The 16,369-nt window shown below is 63.3% G+C and carries 17 protein-coding genes; 13 read left to right on the top strand and 4 right to left on the bottom strand.

Annotation, left to right across the window (positions count from 1 at the left end):
• The first annotated feature begins 4 nt into the window (after window positions 1–4).
• Genes MOD31_RS12190 through MOD31_RS12180 form a run of 3 tightly spaced genes read left to right on the top strand, consistent with a single transcriptional unit; the run spans window position 5 to window position 2,705 of the window.
• Window positions 5–1,129, top strand: a complete 1,125-nt coding sequence (locus tag MOD31_RS12190) for a cupin domain-containing protein (protein WP_250820733.1) — start codon at window positions 5–7, stop codon at window positions 1,127–1,129.
• Window positions 1,126–1,947: a fumarylacetoacetate hydrolase family protein gene (locus tag MOD31_RS12185; protein WP_250820732.1), complete on the top strand. Its 822-nt coding sequence runs from the start codon at window positions 1,126–1,128 to the stop codon at window positions 1,945–1,947. The genes MOD31_RS12190 and MOD31_RS12185 overlap by 4 nt, the downstream gene beginning before the upstream one ends.
• The gene (locus MOD31_RS12180) at window positions 1,947–2,705 is read left to right on the top strand and encodes a maleylpyruvate isomerase family mycothiol-dependent enzyme (protein ID WP_250820731.1); all 759 of its coding nucleotides are present in this window, start codon (window positions 1,947–1,949) and stop codon (window positions 2,703–2,705) included. The genes MOD31_RS12185 and MOD31_RS12180 overlap by 1 nt, the downstream gene beginning before the upstream one ends.
• Window positions 2,706–2,948: 243 nt before the next feature.
• Here the strand turns inward: MOD31_RS12180 and MOD31_RS12175 are convergent, their stop codons facing one another.
• Both MOD31_RS12175 and MOD31_RS12170 read right to left on the bottom strand, forming a co-directional pair.
• Entirely contained in the window at window positions 2,949–3,125 is a 177-nt protein-coding gene (locus MOD31_RS12175; RefSeq protein WP_250820730.1) for a hypothetical protein, read from the bottom strand.
• 268 nt (window positions 3,126–3,393) lie between these two features.
• Complete coding sequence (locus tag MOD31_RS12170) at window positions 3,394–4,104, bottom strand: SDR family oxidoreductase (protein WP_024368557.1); 711 nt, start codon at window positions 4,102–4,104, stop codon at window positions 3,394–3,396.
• Window positions 4,105–4,275: 171 nt separating this feature from the next.
• On the opposite strand from MOD31_RS12170, the gene MOD31_RS12165 reads away from it, so the two are divergent.
• The 10 genes from MOD31_RS12165 (at window position 4,276) to MOD31_RS12120 (ending at window position 13,559) form a co-directional block, all read left to right on the top strand.
• Window positions 4,276–5,193 (top strand): LysR substrate-binding domain-containing protein, encoded by a 918-nt coding sequence (locus MOD31_RS12165; RefSeq protein ID WP_024368558.1) that lies wholly within the window; start codon window positions 4,276–4,278, stop codon window positions 5,191–5,193.
• Window positions 5,194–5,285: 92 nt separating this feature from the next.
• Entirely contained in the window at window positions 5,286–6,653 is a 1,368-nt protein-coding gene (locus tag MOD31_RS12160; RefSeq protein WP_024368559.1) for an MFS transporter, read from the top strand.
• 8 nt (window positions 6,654–6,661) lie between these two features.
• Window positions 6,662–7,822 carry a mandelate racemase/muconate lactonizing enzyme family protein gene (locus MOD31_RS12155; protein WP_051181239.1) on the top strand — a complete coding sequence of 387 codons (1,161 nt, stop codon included), beginning with the start codon at window positions 6,662–6,664 and terminating at the stop codon, window positions 7,820–7,822.
• A gap of 90 nt (window positions 7,823–7,912) precedes the next feature.
• The gene (locus MOD31_RS12150) at window positions 7,913–8,371 is read left to right on the top strand and encodes a VOC family protein (protein ID WP_024368561.1); all 459 of its coding nucleotides are present in this window, start codon (window positions 7,913–7,915) and stop codon (window positions 8,369–8,371) included.
• Window positions 8,372–8,379: 8 nt separating this feature from the next.
• Window positions 8,380–9,396, top strand: coding sequence for a cyclase family protein (locus MOD31_RS12145; RefSeq protein WP_024368562.1), 1,017 nt, complete (start codon window positions 8,380–8,382; stop codon window positions 9,394–9,396).
• A 25-nt stretch (window positions 9,397–9,421) separates the two neighbouring features.
• Entirely contained in the window at window positions 9,422–10,177 is a 756-nt protein-coding gene (locus tag MOD31_RS12140; protein ID WP_250820729.1) for an SDR family oxidoreductase, read from the top strand.
• A gap of 117 nt (window positions 10,178–10,294) precedes the next feature.
• Complete coding sequence (locus tag MOD31_RS12135; protein ID WP_237739663.1) at window positions 10,295–11,413, top strand: zinc-binding dehydrogenase; 1,119 nt, start codon at window positions 10,295–10,297, stop codon at window positions 11,411–11,413.
• Between the two features lie 124 nt (window positions 11,414–11,537).
• Window positions 11,538–11,756 carry a hypothetical protein gene (locus tag MOD31_RS12130; protein WP_250820728.1) on the top strand — a complete coding sequence of 73 codons (219 nt, stop codon included), beginning with the start codon at window positions 11,538–11,540 and terminating at the stop codon, window positions 11,754–11,756.
• The gene (locus MOD31_RS12125) at window positions 11,753–12,730 is read left to right on the top strand and encodes a nitronate monooxygenase family protein (protein ID WP_024368564.1); all 978 of its coding nucleotides are present in this window, start codon (window positions 11,753–11,755) and stop codon (window positions 12,728–12,730) included. The genes MOD31_RS12130 and MOD31_RS12125 overlap by 4 nt, the downstream gene beginning before the upstream one ends.
• A gap of 49 nt (window positions 12,731–12,779) precedes the next feature.
• The gene (locus MOD31_RS12120; protein WP_084507773.1) at window positions 12,780–13,559 is read left to right on the top strand and encodes an enoyl-CoA hydratase/isomerase family protein; all 780 of its coding nucleotides are present in this window, start codon (window positions 12,780–12,782) and stop codon (window positions 13,557–13,559) included.
• 262 nt (window positions 13,560–13,821) lie between these two features.
• Here the strand turns inward: MOD31_RS12120 and istB are convergent, their stop codons facing one another.
• Both istB and istA read right to left on the bottom strand, forming a co-directional pair.
• Window positions 13,822–14,580: an IS21-like element helper ATPase IstB gene (istB, locus tag MOD31_RS12115; protein WP_024365140.1), complete on the bottom strand. Its 759-nt coding sequence runs from the start codon at window positions 14,578–14,580 to the stop codon at window positions 13,822–13,824.
• Window positions 14,577–15,821: an IS21 family transposase gene (istA, locus tag MOD31_RS12110; protein WP_024365141.1), complete on the bottom strand. Its 1,245-nt coding sequence runs from the start codon at window positions 15,819–15,821 to the stop codon at window positions 14,577–14,579. Before istA ends, istB begins: the two co-directional genes overlap by 4 nt.
• Between the last annotated feature and the right edge of the window lie 548 nt (window positions 15,822–16,369).

The raw sequence follows: 16,369 nt of genomic DNA, 5'->3' as shown, positions 1-16,369 counted from the left end.
TGCTATGCCTGAGAACATCACTCATGAATCAGTGGCCGCGGGGCACACTGCTCCGGAGCCGACGCCCGAAGAGGCTGCCCAGCTCAAAGAGCTGTACCGGGATTTTGACCGGGAGAACCTGATCCCGCTCTGGACCGAGATCGCGGACCTCATGCCGATGGTCCCGACGCCCAAGGCGGTGCCCCACGTGTGGCGGTGGAGTGATCTCTACCCGCTGGCCGCGCGCGCCGGGGATCTGGTCCCGGTGGGCCGGGGCGGGGAACGCCGCGCCATTGCCCTGGCCAACCCGGGGCTGGCCGGGACGCCGTATGCCACCCCGACGCTGTGGGCGGCGATCCAGTACCTTGGTGCGCGCGAGACCGCCCCGGAGCACCGCCACTCCCAGAACGCCTTCCGTTTCGTCGTCGAGGGCGAAGGCGTCTGGACGGTGGTGAACGGGGACCCGGTCCGGATGTCGCGCGGGGATTTCCTGCTGACCCCGGGCTGGAACTTCCACGGCCACCACAACGACACCGATGAGCCCATGGCCTGGATCGACGGCCTGGACATCCCGTTCGTGCACTACGCCGACGCCGGGTTCTTCGAGTTCGGCACCGAGCGTGTCACCGACGAGGCCACCCCGGACATCTCCCGCTCCGAGCGGCTCTGGGCGCACCCGGGCCTGCGCCCCCTCTCGGGCCTGGATGACACCACGAGCTCCCCCATCGCGGCCTACCGCTGGGAATACACGGACCGCGCCCTGCGCGAGCAGCTGCTGCTTGAGGACGAGGGCCACCCGGCCACCGTGTCCCAGGGCCACGCCGCGGTCCGCTTCACCAACCCCACCACGGGCGGGGATGTGATGCCGACCATCCGGGCCGAATTCCACCGCCTCCGCGCCGGCGCCTCGACCGAGACCCTCCACGAGGTCGGCTCCAGCGTCTGGCAGGTCTTCGAGGGCCGCGGCTCCGCGGTCCTGGGCGGCGAAACCAGGAACCTGGAGAAGGGCGACCTGTTCGTCGTCCCGTCCTGGGCAGCCTGGTCACTGCAGGCCGACACGGAGTTTGATCTCTTCCGCTTCAGCGACGCCCCCATTTTCGAACGGCTGAACTTCAACCGCACCTACATCGAAGGACGCAACAACAAATGAGACTCCTCACCCTCCGTACCCCCGCCGGCAATAAGGCCGTCCGCCAGGACGGGACCACGCTGACCGAGATCGACGGCTTCGCCGACGTCGGAGAGCTGCTGCGCTCCGCGGACTGGGAAGCCACCGCGAAGGCCGCGGCCGGCGCCACACACCCGCTTGAGGGCGCGGACCTGGCCGCCGTCGTCCCCTCCCCGGGCAAGATCATCTGCGTGGGCCACAACTACCGCAACCACATCAAGGAAATGGGCCGGGAAGTCCCCGAGTTCCCGACCCTGTTCGCCAAGTACCAGGAATCCCTGATCGGCCCGAACGATGACCTGGCCCTGCCGCAGGAATCGTCCACTGTCGACTGGGAATCCGAACTCGCCGTCGTGATCGGCAAGAAGGGCCGCCGGATTTCCGAAGCCGACGCCGCGGACCACATCGCCGGCTACGCCGTCCTGAACGACGTGTCCATGCGCGACTACCAGTTCCGCACCATCCAGTGGCTGCAGGGCAAGACCTGGGAGAAGTCCACCCCGTTCGGCCCCGCCCTGGTGACCAGGGACGAGTTCAGCGGCGGCCTGATGACCACCGCGGTCGACGGCGAGATCCAGCAGCAGACGCCCACGAACGACGTCGTGTTCACCCCGGAGTTCCTCGTCTCCTACATCTCCACCATCATCACGCTGAACCCGGGCGACGTCATCGCCACCGGCACCCCGGGAGGCGTGGGCCATGCCCAGGATCCGAAGCGCTACCTGCAGGAGGGCCAGCTCCTGGTCACCACCATCGAGGGCCTCGGAGAACTGAAGAACCGCGTCATCAAGGAAGCCTGATGGTTGCCCGCCACGACCAGACGACGGACCCGGAGCTGCTGGCGGCCCTGCTGCAGGCGCGCCGGGGCACGGCGTTTTTCGCCCGCAAGCTCAACGAGCTCAGTGACGCGGAGCTCGACGGCGATACGCTGCTGCCGGGCTGGACCCGCCGCCACATCACGGCGCACATCGGCTACAACGCCCGGGCGATTGCCCGGCTCATCGAGTGGGCGGCCACCGGGGTGGAAACCCCGATGTACGCCTCCACCGAGGTCCGCGACCATGAGATCGACTTCGGGGCAACCCTGAGCCCGATCGCGCTGCGGCACCTCTTCGACCACTCCGCCGTGCACCTGAACGTCGAATGGCGGGACCTGCCCGAGGACGCCTGGCACCACAAAGTGCGGACCATCCAGGGCCGCGAAGTGCCCGCCACGGAAACGGTCTGGATGCGCAGCCGTGAAGTCTGGATGCACGCCGTCGACCTCGACAACGGCGCCGCCTTCCGGGACATCCCCGTCCCCGTCCTGGAACGGCTCCTCAAAGACATCACCGGAGCCTGGAAGACCCGCGGCACCGACGCGGGCCTCGTGGTCACGGTGACGGACCGGAATCTCACGTTCGGGGACACGACGTCGGCGTCCCCCACGGTGGTCTCCGGACCGCTCGCGGCCGTCGTCGAATGGGCCGCAGGACGCGGCCACGGCGGCGTCACCGCCACCGGGCCCGGCACTGAAGCCAGCAACGGTCCGGTGCCGGCCGCACCGAAATGGATCTGAGCCACAGCGTCTGACCCGCCATGACAAGGAAAGCCCCCTCAATCGAGGGGGCTTTCCTCACATCGCGTTCAGCCCACCAGCGGCTCGGATACCCAGCATGCCCCCGCAAGGACGGACCTACCGGTACACCCCATTAGGGTCACCACTACCGCAGGGACCGCCGGAGGAAAGCGCGCAGTTCCCGGTGGAAGTCCTCGGGTTCGTTCCATTGAGGGCAGGGACTGCGCAAACCACTGCATCCCTTTAGCGGAATGACGGCGGGTAACGGCCGGTGGCTACCCAGGACGGCACATTGACCGTCGGAACGACGTCTCGCCAGTCGGCGGCGGAGTGATCGACCATCAGTTGAAGCACGGCCCCTTCGGGGAAATCGATGAGGCCCCCGACTTCGGTGAGGAACTGTCCGACGTGGGGCGGCATCGGTGGCCCTAGGGAGCCGTGATCGTCGTAGACAAGGCGAACACCGTCTGTGGTTCGAAACGACTTTCCATGACCAGTAAATTACACCCCCTTGGGCAATGAGGTTTGTTCGTTCTTCGCGGTGCGTGCCGTCATGCTCCGGAGCGTCGATCTTCGCTAGGGTTTCGCCCGGAACCGGGCTCAGAGCGTCGCTTACCTGTTAATTGACGACTCTGGCTGGCGGGCCAAGGTCGCCGCGGACACTGTATTCACAGTTTCTTGATTGTCCTCACATTGGATTCGATCCGACTGTAAGTCCGCCACAGACATACAGCGTCTGGCCCGTTACGAACCCGGATCGCTCGTGGAGGAAGAAACCGGCAGCGTTGGCGATGTCTTCTGGCTGGCCGAGCCTGCCGACGGGAACGGACGAAATGATGGCTTTGGTCTGCGGCGAGTCTTCCGGATTCGCGTTCATGAACAACTCGGTGGCGATCGGTCCAGGCCCGATCGCATTGACCGTGATCCCGTCTCCTCCCAGTTCTAGGGCCCATGTCCGGGTCAAGCCGATCAGGCCGGCCTTGGCGGCAGCGTAGGCGGTGCGCAGTTCCTTGCCCAGAGCAGCGCGCGAGGACATGTTGACGATGCGACCGAATCCAGCTTCCGTCATGCCTTCGAGGACACTCTGGGTGCACTGCACGGCACATCGGAGGTTCAGTGCGTGTGATTGATCAAGTTGGCCCAGAGTCTGCTCCCGGAGCGGGGCTGGGAAGACGGCGCCAACGTTGTTGACCAGGCGAGTAATAGGACCATCCGCCAGGGCCGTTTCCAGGGCTTCGGCAGTGCTGTCGACGTCGGAGAGGTCCGCGATAATCGAGCGGCCGACGCTTGCGTGCTGCCTGTCGAGGATGACAACCTCCCATCCCTGTTCGAGTCCGTGCAGTGCGATTGCGCGTCCGATTCCTGACGCACCGCCGGTAACAAGAAGACGTTCAACCATGAGATTTTCCTTCCTCCGCACACATCGGCATGAGCGGAACGTTTGTTGCTTCGGCGCAACACACGCTCTCTAGTATCCGTCCAAACAGCCTGGGATAGTACCCGGATTTCATACTAATTAGGGCTAAACTGATCCAGAGAACAGAATAATTAAATCAGGGAGCACAGAGTCGTGGATATAAAGGATCTTGAGGCTTTCGCCGTTGTAGCCGAAGAGCTCCATTTCGGCAGGGCAGCCGCGAAGCTGCACATGTCCCAGCCGCCACTTAGTGCGCGCATTAAGCAGCTCGAACAAAGTCTCGGCCTCCAGCTATTCGAGCGAAGCACGCGCAGCGTTGCGCTGACTGATGCAGGCTCAAGGTTGCTAATTCCGGCACGAAAGGTGCTCAGCCAGGTTGTCGCGGTCCAGAATCTCGCTGAATCGATCGCCGCCGGAGACCAGGGGCGGGTGCGGATCGCCTTCGCCGGCGCCTCGAGCCAGCGCGCCCTTCCGCTACTGACCCGGGCGGTGCGGGAGTCGCATCCCGGAATCGAGTTGCAGCTGGAATCGCAGACCTACGTGTATACGGCGCTGGACAAGCTCCTTGAGGGCTCGCTGGATCTTGCTTTCGCGCGCCTTCCTACGCCGCACCCGGAGCTCGAATCGCGCGTGGTCGAAGTGGAGCAGATTCTATGTGCACTGCCAGAGGGGCATCCACGGGCCAATCAGCCCAATCTTTCGCTGGCGGACCTACACGACGAGGATTTTGTCAGCCTTCCCTCTGACACCGGATCAATTCTCCAGGCCACCATGTTTGCCCTCTGCATCACAGCCGGGTTCAGGCCACGGGTGGTCCAGGTGTCGCCCGACTCGGCGACCGCGCTTGCCCTTGTAGCTGCCGGGGCGGGCATCACCATCACCCTGAGTTCCGTGACGCCGGCGCAGTCCGTCGGAATCGTCTACCGGGAACTGGTCGACATTAACCCCAGCCATATGTTCGCAACGCTGACCTGGCGCAAGGATGACCAGTCCCCCGCGCTTGCGGCAGTCCTGAAGGTCTCGGAGTCGGCTCTACCCACCCCTGATCTTTCTGGTTTCGCTCTCAAATGAGAGGCAATTGGTATTTCTATTGAGAAGAATCTGTAGCTAGTCTCTTGTGAAGGCACCAAATCACACGCCCTCAATGAAGAGAGACAATTGCGATGACAACAACACCTGTGGCGGTAGATCCGGGCATCGAGGCCCGCGTCTTCCGAAAAGTGACGGTCAAGGTTCTTCCGCTCCTAATGCTCGGGATGTTCATCTCCTATATAGACCGCGCCAATCTCGGCGTGATCGCAGGCCCGCTGTCTAAGGACCTGGGCCTTACTGCTGCGACATTCGGCCTCGCGGCCGGTTTCTTCTACATCGGCTATCTGTTGTTCGAGATCCCCTCGAACATGTTCCTCGCCAAGGTGGGCGCACGAATCTGGCTGGCGCGGATCATGGTCTCTTGGGGCATCGTGACCATCGCCATGGCATGGATGCAGAACGATGTCACCCTCTACATCATGCGGTTCCTGCTCGGATTGGCTGAGGCGGGCTACTCTCCCGGGGCGATGCTCTTCCTCGCTCTCTGGTGCCCGGCCCGACTGCTGCCGAAAGCAATTTCGTGGCTCAACCTCGCTGTCCCTGTCGCCTTGGCGACCGGCTCCGTAGTGACGTCATCGATCCTTCTCATGGATGGCGTCGGCGGCATCGCCGGGTGGCGTTGGGTTTTCGTCCTCGAAGGCCTGCCGGCAATCATCCTCGCCGTCGTCATCTTCTTCCTCCTGCCGTCCTCGCCGGCAAAGGCGCCTTGGCTGGACGAAAAAGAAAAGGCATACCTTGCGCAGAACGTCACACAGCGAACGGATTCCGGAGCGCATGAACTCAAACAGCTCCCGGCAGCGCTGCGGAGGCCGTCACTCTGGGCGTTCGCCGTCACGTACTTCTTCATCCTGATCGGATTCTGGTCGATCACGTACTTCCTCCCCACAATCGTCAAAGAGCAATTCCACCTCGACCCTGTCGCATCCGGTTACGTCTCCGCGCTTCCGTGGATCTTCTCGGCGATCGTCATGTTTGTTATCCTCCGCAGCATCTCCCGGACGGGTGAACGTCGTTGGCACCTCACCATCCCGATGGTTGCCGCCGCGCTGGGACTTCTCATCGGAGTTCTCTCGGGGAACCCCTTCCTGTCACTTATTGGCGTGAGCGTCGCCGCTGCCGGCTTCTTCGCCGTCCTGTCCACGTTCCAGGCGACCGTCGCGCAGGTCTATGCCGGCGCACTGGCCGCCGTGTCCATTGCCCTGGTCAACTCTGTCGGTAACACCAGCGGACTCGTCGGCCCCTACATTCTGGGGTGGCTTACCGACCTCACCGGAACGACCTCCGCAGGGCTCCTGGTCATGTCCGGCTTCTTCGCCCTCGCGGCAATCTTGCTCTACATCCTGATCGGATGGGCTGACCGCCACACAGGGGGCCTCCGCGGGACTTTGAATACCGAAACGGCTGCACGGACAGCCGACAATCCGCACACCGAAGGATGACCGAGACTTTGCCTGTTCAAACAGCCACCCATACAGCGACTCCGGGCCATGAGCCGTCAACGGCGGCCCGCATCCTCGACGTACGCACCGTGCCGTATGCGATCCCCTATCGCAAACCGCTTCGGTTCGCGAGCGGATCGATCGACCTTGCAGACAACGTTCTCGTGGAGATCGTCACCAGCGACGGGGTAGTCGGAATCGCCGAAGCACCCCCGCGCCCCTACACCTACGGTGAGACGCAAGCGTCGATCGTCGCCGTGATCGAGCAGATCTTCGCACCCGCCATCATCGGACTCTCAATCCTCGACCGCGAACAGGTCCGGTCACGGCTCGCACGGACAGTCGGAAACCCCACCGCCAAAGCCGCAATCGACATGGCCATGTGGGACGCATGGGGCAAGACGATCGGAACCCCGGTCCACAGCCTTCTGGGAGGCTTCACCGACCAGCTCCAGGTCAGCCACATGCTGGGATTCGATGATCCCGAGGTCGTGGCCGCCGAGGCCATCCAACTGCGCGAGACGCTCGGCATCTCGAGCTTCAAAATCAAGGTCGGACGCCGGCCCATCCCCCTGGACGTGGCCGTCTGCAAAGCCGTCCGCGAAGCCCTGGGGCCCGAGGCCGAACTGTACATCGACGGGAACCGCGGATGGACAGCAGCGGAATCCGCCCTTGCGGTCCGTCAGCTCGAAGACGTGGGTCTCAGCCGCGTCGAAGAACTCTGCCCCGCCGATGACGTACTGGGCAGACGCTGGCTCGTCTCGCAATGCCCAATCCCGTTCGTCGCCGACGAGAGCGCTCCGACGCCCGCAGACGTCACCCGCGAAATCCTCTCGGGTGCAGCGACCGCAGTGAGCATTAAGACAGCCCGGACAGGATTCTCCGACTCGCTCCGTGTCTCCCACCTTGCCGAGGGTCTCGGGATCGAAGCAGTCATCGGTAACCAGATCGACGCGCACCTCGGCACCGTCTGCTCGCTCGTGTTCGGCGCATCCCAAGAGATCACCTCACGCTCCGCCGCGGAACTGTCCAACTACCTGGACATGGCCGACGGACTACTCCAGGAACCACTCCTGATCGAGAATGGGCACATGCGTGTCCCTGACGGGCCCGGCCTTGGCGTCCGACTCGATCCGGAGAAGGTTGCCCGCTACCGCGTGGACCTCTGACACCGTTCAAAAACCCGCACTCCCAATCCCAACCCATCAATCAATCAATCAATCAATCAATCAATCAATCAATCAATCAAAGGATCCATAATGGTTTACCTCCGTCTCCACCACGTCAATGTCACCTCCGATGACATGTCGCTGCTGACCGACTTCTACGGAAAGGCCCTGGGACTGAACCAACTCCCCTCCCCTGCGATGATCGCGACGTCCAAGAATGCGGACAAGGACATCGACGGCGACGCCGAGTGGGACTCCGCCGCAAAGTTCTTCGACGCCGGCGACCCCAATGAGCTTCAGATCCACGCCACCCAGCGTCAGCCATATCTGGCGGCGCAGGAAGGGCATTCTGTCAACCCGCTCATCGGGGGGCACTTCGCATTCCGGACAGATGACATTGAGGCGATCAAGGCGCGTTTGACCGAGCACAACATCCCGTTCGACGACTGGGGCATCTGGTCGGTCGAGGGCTGGCACCAGATCTTCTTCACCGACCCCGCCGGCAACATGATCGAGATCCACCAGGTCATGACCGAGGGCGAATCCTGAACCAGCCGATGACGACTCCTCAAGCCCTTCCGCATACCTCAGGGGGTGAGTTCCCCCGGTTCGACCTGCTGCTCGATCGCCCCGGGCGGCTGCGGGGAACGGCGTGGGGCCTGTGGGGCCCGGCAGATCAGCTCGGCACGCTCAACCACCTCACTCCCGAACGCGTGCTCGCCGCACGCGGGAGCATCGTGACAGGCGACGTCGTCCCGCTCAACCTTCCGTTAACCGAGTTCGACCCGCCGATCATCGCCCACCGCGGATTAATTGAACACACCGTGTTCGGTTTGAATGACTTTCACCGCGATGACCGAATCGACAACCTGTTCCTGCAGGCGTCCACGCAGATCGACGGACTTCGGCACTTCGGGCACCCGGACCGCGGCTTCTACAACGACGCCGATCCCACGCGGCTGGTTGCCGGGCAACCCGACCTCGGCATCCAAGCGGTCGCGCAACGCGGGATTGCAGGAAGAGGATTACTCATCGATGTGGGCGCCTACCGCGAGGCGGTCGGCCGTCCCATCGACCAGACACGAAACGAACAAATTCCCGTCGAGGACCTTGACGCAACGCTCGAGTGGCAAGGGAGTTCGATTCATCCCGGCGACATCATCATGATCCGCACCGGATGGCTGAAGTACTTCCGGCAGGGCCCTGATCGTTCCGATGGTGTCCTTCGTTCGCCGGGCCTTCGCCAGTCGGAAGACACGGCGGCCTGGCTTTGGAATCACCAGGTCTCGGTGGTGGCGTCGGACAACATCGCGCTCGAGGCTTGGCCGGCGACAGATTCGAACCTCACCGTCGACGCAGAACTCACCGGTAAGATGCCGAAATCCAGCCACAGCGGGATGCTGCACCGCATCCTCATCCCGCTGCTGGGACTCACTATCGGTGAACTCTGGGTACTCGACGAACTTGCCGCTGCCTGCACCCTGCGGGGACGGTACGACGTATTCCTCACCGCACAGCCGCTGAACCTGTTAGGTGGCGTCGGCAGCCCCGCCAACGCAATGGCAATCCTCTAAGAACTGAACATCAGGAGCACGTAACGTGAATCAACCCCAATCTGTGAAAGCCGAAGCTGTCCTCATCACCGGCGGCGCATCAGGCATCGGCCTGACCTGCGCACGCCAGGCTGCGGCCAGAGGTGCCCGGGTAGCCATCGTCGATATCAACCCCACGGCCGCCGCAGAAGCAGTAGCGACGCTGGATGGAGACGGACACCTCGCGATTGCCGCCGATGTGACCGACGCCGACGCCATGCGGCACGCCGCCGACCAATTCGCCGACGGGGGAAGCCTGACCGGGGTCGTCGCCGCCGCCGGGATAGTCAGCCGGTCACCGTTGCTCGATATTGATGTAGCCGAATTCCGGCGGGTGCTCGACATTAATGTGATCGGGGTACAGAACACGATTTCCGCCGCGGGGCCGCACCTTATCCGCTCCGGCGCACTGGGAAGCGTGGTCGTCCTGGGCAGCGCCGCCGCCTTCACCGGAGGCGGCCTGATGGGAAACGGCGCCTACGCCACCTCTAAAGCCGCTCTCATCGGACTGGTTCGCGGTTACGCCCGCGAACTCGCCCCCCACCGTGTACGCGTGAACATGGTCGCTCCCGGGGCAACGGAAACCCCGATGACCGACGTATTGAGCGACGCCGACCGCGACCGGATCGCCGGAATGTCACTCTTGGGACGCCTCTCAAAGCCGGAGGAAATAGCCGCCGCCATCGCCTTCCTCCTCGCACCCGACGCCGGCACCATCACCGGACAGATCCTCCACGTCAACGGTGGTGTGGTCTTCGGCTGACACGCCGCAGCCCCCGCGGGGGATGAAGGGAGGGGCTTCTACCGAGCCGACGGCGGCACCTCCTTTTGCACCAACACCCCATTTTTGCGCCAAAATCCCAACAGACAGGTTTCAAGAATGAAATCCCTTCGTGCTCCCGAGGTAGAACCCGCCCATGCTGGCAGCACCATGCGTGCCGTGGTCAAGGCAAGGCCCGAGCGCGGTGTCGAGTTCGTCACGGACTATGCCGAACCGCAGGTCTCGGCCGGGACGGTAAAGATTCAAATCGCTGCAGCCTCGGTCTGCGGAACCGACCGCGCACTCTACGAGTACTCGCCCATGGCGCAGGCATTCAACCTCAAGATTCCCGTTGTGCTGGGGCATGAGTGTGCCGGCACCGTCATTGAAATCGGCTTAGGTGTTGAATCCCTCGATGTGGGCGACAGGGTGGCACTCGAGTCCCACGTCGCCTGCTGGGACTGCTACCCCTGCCGTACCGGTAACGCCCACAATTGCCTCAATATGGAACTACTCGGTCTTCATTTAGATGGCGGCTTTGCCGAGCTGCTCGTAGTACCAGCCGCGGCCTGCTTCAAGCTGCCCGATGACTTTCCGCTGGAACAGGGCGCCCTTCTCGAGCCGGCTGGGGTCGCCATGCACGCTATCCAACGATCCAAGATATACCTCCCCGGGGCTGACGTTGTGATCAGCGGCGGAGGCCCCGTCGGCCTGTTCATCGCCGCAATTGCCGGTGCCATGGGTGCCGCCAATGTGGTCGTTGTGGAACCCAACGCCTATCGCAGAGGCCTTATCGAGGCCCTCGGCGCAACAGCACTTGCCCCCGAAGATGATGTCGTCGGGACGTGTAGGAAACTCTCGGGCGACAAGGTTGGTTTTGATGTCGCCTTCGAAGCTTCAGGAGTACCGGCTGCACTGCCGCCGCTGCTTGAAGCCCTCCGCAGGGAAGCTACGGTAGTCGCCGTGGGGATTCCAGGAAGGCCGATTGAATTGGACGTCGCCGCGTACCTGATCAAGAAGGGGCTGACCTTCACAGGCAGCTTCGGGCGCGCTCTCTGGGGTACGTGGGAGCAGATCGCTGAACTTGTCGCTAGCGGCAAACTGGACCTGTCCAAGTTCGTCACCCACCGCCTTCCGCTTTCCGCTCTCGACGAGGCCATCGGACTCCTCTCCCGGGACTCCTGCAAGGTCCTGCTCATTCCGGCCCTTCCCGACCGCCCAGGGAATGACGACCAGTAGGTTATTGATGGCCGATAGGTGCCGCGCGCACAGTGGCTGCATGGCGAGCTCCCCAGCAGTCGTCGACGGGAGCCGGCGCATGACGAGCAGACCAAACCTAACTAGTCTAAGGAGCGTTCATAAAATGCCGAAGGTCTACACAACTGCGGCCCGCGCCCACCGGGCCGACGCCCTGGGGTCGCAGACCCGCCGCAGGGTTGACGTGCTGGCAGTGATGTCGTGTATGCCCAAACAAGCGGTACGGACCTCCGGACGTGATGCCGTGAAACTGAAGGGTTCGGGGCGGGTAGCCTGCACGCTAAATCCGATCCGCGTTATTACCGGGGAAGACAACCGGTCATGAAGACACGGGCAACGCAGATTCTGGGCGTCGAACATCCCGTGGTGCAGGGCGGCATGCAGTGGGTGGCAACCGCTGAACTTGCGGCCGCCGTCTCCAACGCCGGCGCGCTCGGCATAATCAGCGCGCTGACCACTGGCTCACCAGAGAATCTGGTGCGTGAAATCAGACGCTGTCGTGAACTAACGGACCGCCCGTTCGGAGTGAACCTGACCATACTGCCGTCCATCAGTCCTCCTCCCTATGACGAGTACCGCGACGTGATCGTCAACGAAAAGGTATCCGTGGTGGAGACCGCCGGAAACAATCCGGGTCCATTTGTTGACGTTTTCAAGGCGCAGGGAATCACGACCATCCACAAATGCACCAGTGTGCGGCATGCACTCAAGGCCGAGTCTCTGGGTGTGGATATTGTCAGCATCGATGGGTTCGAGTGCGCCGGCCATCCGGGCGAAGACGATGTCCCTGGCCTGGTCCTGATTCCCGCAGCCACCGCCCGCCTCCGGATACCAGTACTTGCATCCGGAGGAATCGCCGACGGCCGCGGGCTGGTCGCGGCGCTGGCGCTTGGAGCCGAAGGAATCAGCATGGGCACGCGGTTCATGTGCACCAAGGAATCTCCAATTCATCCAAGGATCAAGGACGCGATCGTTGCTGCCACCGAGTTGCAGACCGAGCTCATTTTTCGGCCACTGCGCAATACTTCGCGCGTGGCAAGCAACTCGGTCAGCCGCGAGGCAGTGGGGATCTTGGCGAACGGCGGTGCATTCCAGGACGTCCAGAACTTGGTGGCTGGGTCCCGGGGCAGACGGGTCTATACAGAGGGCGATCCCGAGTCCGGTGTCTGGACCGTTGGTATGGTCCAAGGGCTCATTCACGATGTGCCAGGCTGCTCAGAGTTGGTGGCCAGGATTGTCCAGGAGGCCGAGGACCTGATCCACTCACGCCTAAGCGCAGGGGTTGCAGCCCGCGCATGACTTGTCTTCTTGTCCTCCGAAGTGCGGGCCAACGATCGTCGGGGCGGTAATGCCCACGGATAGGCTGGTGCTGACCGCACTGCACGACGGTGTGCTGGTGCTGACGCTGAATGATCCGGCTCGCCGCAACCCCGTTTCCACACTGATGCGTGAACAACTGATCGCTGCCCTCGCTGCGGCCACCGCGGACGACACCGTCCGCGTTTTAGTCCTCACCGGGGCAGCCGGCGCTTTCAGCTCAGGCGGAGAACTTTCCGCGATGCCCCCTGCGACGAGGGAAGACAGCGATGAACGGATGAGCCGGATCCGGACGCTGGTGCAGTTGGTCGCCGGATCCGCGAAACCCATGATCGCGGCCGTTGAAGGCCCGGCAGCCGGAATTAGTGTTGGGCTGATGGCGGCCTGCGACATAGTCATCATGGCAGAAGGGGCAACGGCACTGTTTCCATTTACCCGCCTAGGACTGCTCCCCGATGGCGGTTTGATGGGCTCTCTATCGCACCGGATCGGGCGGTCCGCGGCCAAGCGGGTACTGCTGCTGGGTGACCCTGTCGGCACCCGCGAGGCGCTCACGCTGGGGCTTGCGGACGAGGCGGTCCCCGCAGGCCAAGCGCTGCAGCGGGCCATGGACGTCGCCGTCGTGCTCGCAGGGCGCGCGCCGCGGTCGCTGGCTGCGATCAAGGATTTCTTCGCGGCCGGGCGGCTGGACGTCGACGACGCTCTCGCCGCCGAGCAACGAATCCAGCGGGAGTTGTACTTTTCGCGGGATTTCGCCGAAGGAAAAGCCGCCTTCTACAGCCGGAGCGAGCCGCGGTTCACTGGCAACTAACAACCCTACGCAACGCAACCCGGACAAGGACTGGCACGAGTTGCCGGGCGGACTCCCAGCGAATCGTCGAAGTGGCGCAGGCCTAAAAGAGCGCGAACTTCAGCGTCCGGGCACCCGAAACTGTGGCGGCCATATCAGCGGGTCATATTCCACACTCGCGCTGGCAGCGCGGGACGAATGAAGACATCAATGGATACTGTTAACGCCAACCCAAAACAGGGCCATTAGTGCCAGTTGAAAACAGGGCCACTTGTTGTTCGTTCTATTGTGCCGTACTGGCCGTGGGCTGGTGTTTTCTGAGCCGGTAGCTTTTGCCTTTGAGGCTGATGACGTCGGCGTGGTGGACGATCCGGTCGATCATGGCCGAGGCGATGGTCAGGTCCCCGAAGACGTCGCCCCAGCGGGCGAAGGGCAGGTTGGACGTCAGAATCATCGAGGCGTGTTCATAGCGGCTGGAGACCAGCTGAAAGAACAGGTTCGCGGCGTCCTGGTCAAACGGGATATAGCCGACTTCATCGACCACCAGGAGACTGTAGCGGCGTAGCTTGACCAGTTCCTGGGCGAGTTTCCCGCGGGAATGAGCCTCCTGCAGGCGGGCGACCCAGCCCGTCGCGGAGTCGAAGAGGACCCGGTGCCCGGCCTTGGCCGCCTTGATGCCGATGCCGACCGCGAGGTGGGTTTTGCCGGTGCCGGGAGGCCCGAGCAGGACCACGTTCTTGGCCTCGGAGAGAAATACGCTGGTGCCCAGGTGAGCGATGAGGTTCCGGTCCGCGGAGGGCTGGTGGTCGAAGTTGAACTCCTCGAGGTCCTTGTGCGCGGGGAACCGGGCGGCCTTGATCCGTGTCGCGGCTCCGGAGGCTTCGCGTTCGGAGACTTCCCGGGAGAGGACGGCGGCCAGATACTCCTCGTGCGACCAGCCGGCGTCCCGGGCCTGGTCCCCGAGGCGGCGGAACCCATCGCTGATCCGGGGTGCGCGCAGCGCACGGGCGTAGTACTCGATCTGCGAGGGTGTCCCGCTCATGACGCCGCCTCCAGCAGCACGGCCGGGTCCTGTCCGAGGTCGATGCCGAAGATCTCGTCGTAGGCGGCCAGATCCCGGATTTGCACGGCTTCCTCGGGTTCGGGGCGGCGCACCCGCTGGGTCCGGAAGTCCCGGCGCATCACCGCCGCGCGGGCGACATGGGCCGTGTCGGTCACCACCAGATGCCGCGCCCAGGCCCGGACGTGGGTGGCGATGAGCACCCCATCGTGCGTGACCCAGACGGTGTCCAGATCAGCGGTGACATCCACGATCCGCCCAATGAACGACGGGTCCACGGAATAGTCGTTGGAGAACACCCGCACGTAGTAATCCCGCGGCAGCCGCACCGCGTTGCGGAATACCGTGTCCGGTGTCACCGGCGGTAGTTCCCGCATCTTCTCCCGGTCCAGGACGATCAGCTCGTCAGGACGGCCGTGGCGGGACCGGGAATACCGGTGGTTGGCCTTGGGCAGCCAGTCCTCCAGCTGACCGTTGAAATCCGCTGGTGAGCGGAAGTCCCGGCCCGGCATGAAGCGTTGCCGGAAGAACCTGTTCATCCGCTCGACCATGCCCTTGGACTCCGGATCCCGCGGCGGCAGCAGTTTGACCTCCAGCCCCAAGGATCCGGCGAACGCGGCCACCGGCTCCGTGGGCCGGCGCCGACCGATGCCGGACTCGTTGTCCCACAACAGCCTGGACGGAACCGCCTGCGCATCCTGCAGCAGCGCCCACATCCCACCGATCAAATCCGGTGTCGTGCGGGAGGGCAGCATCCGTGCCTGGATGAATCCCGAGAACGCCGAGGTCATCACCAGCACCGGGGGCGTGTCAGTCTGACCCTCACCGACGGGTAGCGGATCATGCGGGAACCACAAATCGCACTGGACCTGGAATCCCGGCTCGTGGACCAGACGGTCGGCCGGGTCAGGCGGAGCGTATTCAGGCCGGATCGCGGCGACCTTCGCCCGGAACAGCGACGCGGAACCGGACCAACCAACCCGCTCCGCCAGCGTTGCGGCCGGCATCGTCGGAGTCTTCACCAACAGCTCCCGCACCCTGGGAGCAAACGCATCAAAACTCGATACTCCCGCTGCCCGCTGGTACTTCGGCACCCGGTCCGACTCCAGCGCACGCTCCACCGTTCCGCGGGAAACCCCCACGATCCTGCCGATCTCACGCTTCGAGTGCTTGCCCGTCGAAAACAGGTGGCGTATCTCCGCCCAATCATCCAAATTGATCACCTTCCATAATGGTCGGTGGCCCTGTTTTCAGTTGGCGTTCCTGGCCCTATTTTCGGTTGGCGTTAACAGATACCCACGCCAGTATTTCCATCAGCTCTCTCCGACCCTATCCAGCTACGCCCCTGAACATCTTGCCGGCGTCCCAAAGCGCCTCGAGAAAGCTCAACGACGACACCACGGCAGAACTATTGGCGAGGAGTCTAACCATGTCCGTTCAGGAACCTTGGACCAGCCGGTCTCCGATAAGTTTTGACGGATGCCTGCGGCGAAATCGGGCGGGTTCGAAAGCACCGCACGGTGTTTCACATCGGTCAGACCCGGGTCCTTCTCGACATAGCCGACGGACTGGGCAAGTTACTGAAGGGTGGTCGCTGTTTCGGGTGAGGCAGTCGATGCGTTGCGTCATCCAGTTACGCTGCTGGTTCAGTGGTCTTGAATGCCAGCCGAGTTCGTCTTACGAAGGGACAGCAATGCACCGGTCAGGGGCAGGACGACCATGAGTGTGATGGCGAAAATGGATGCTCCGGTTGAGCCTGTTATCACGTCGA

It is taken from the genome of Paenarthrobacter sp. TYUT067 (genome assembly GCF_023656375.1).
GTDB lineage: Bacteria > Actinomycetota > Actinomycetes > Actinomycetales > Micrococcaceae > Arthrobacter.
The sequence above is the reverse complement of the archived record's forward strand: the minus strand, read 5'-3'. Positions and strand labels throughout refer to the sequence as shown.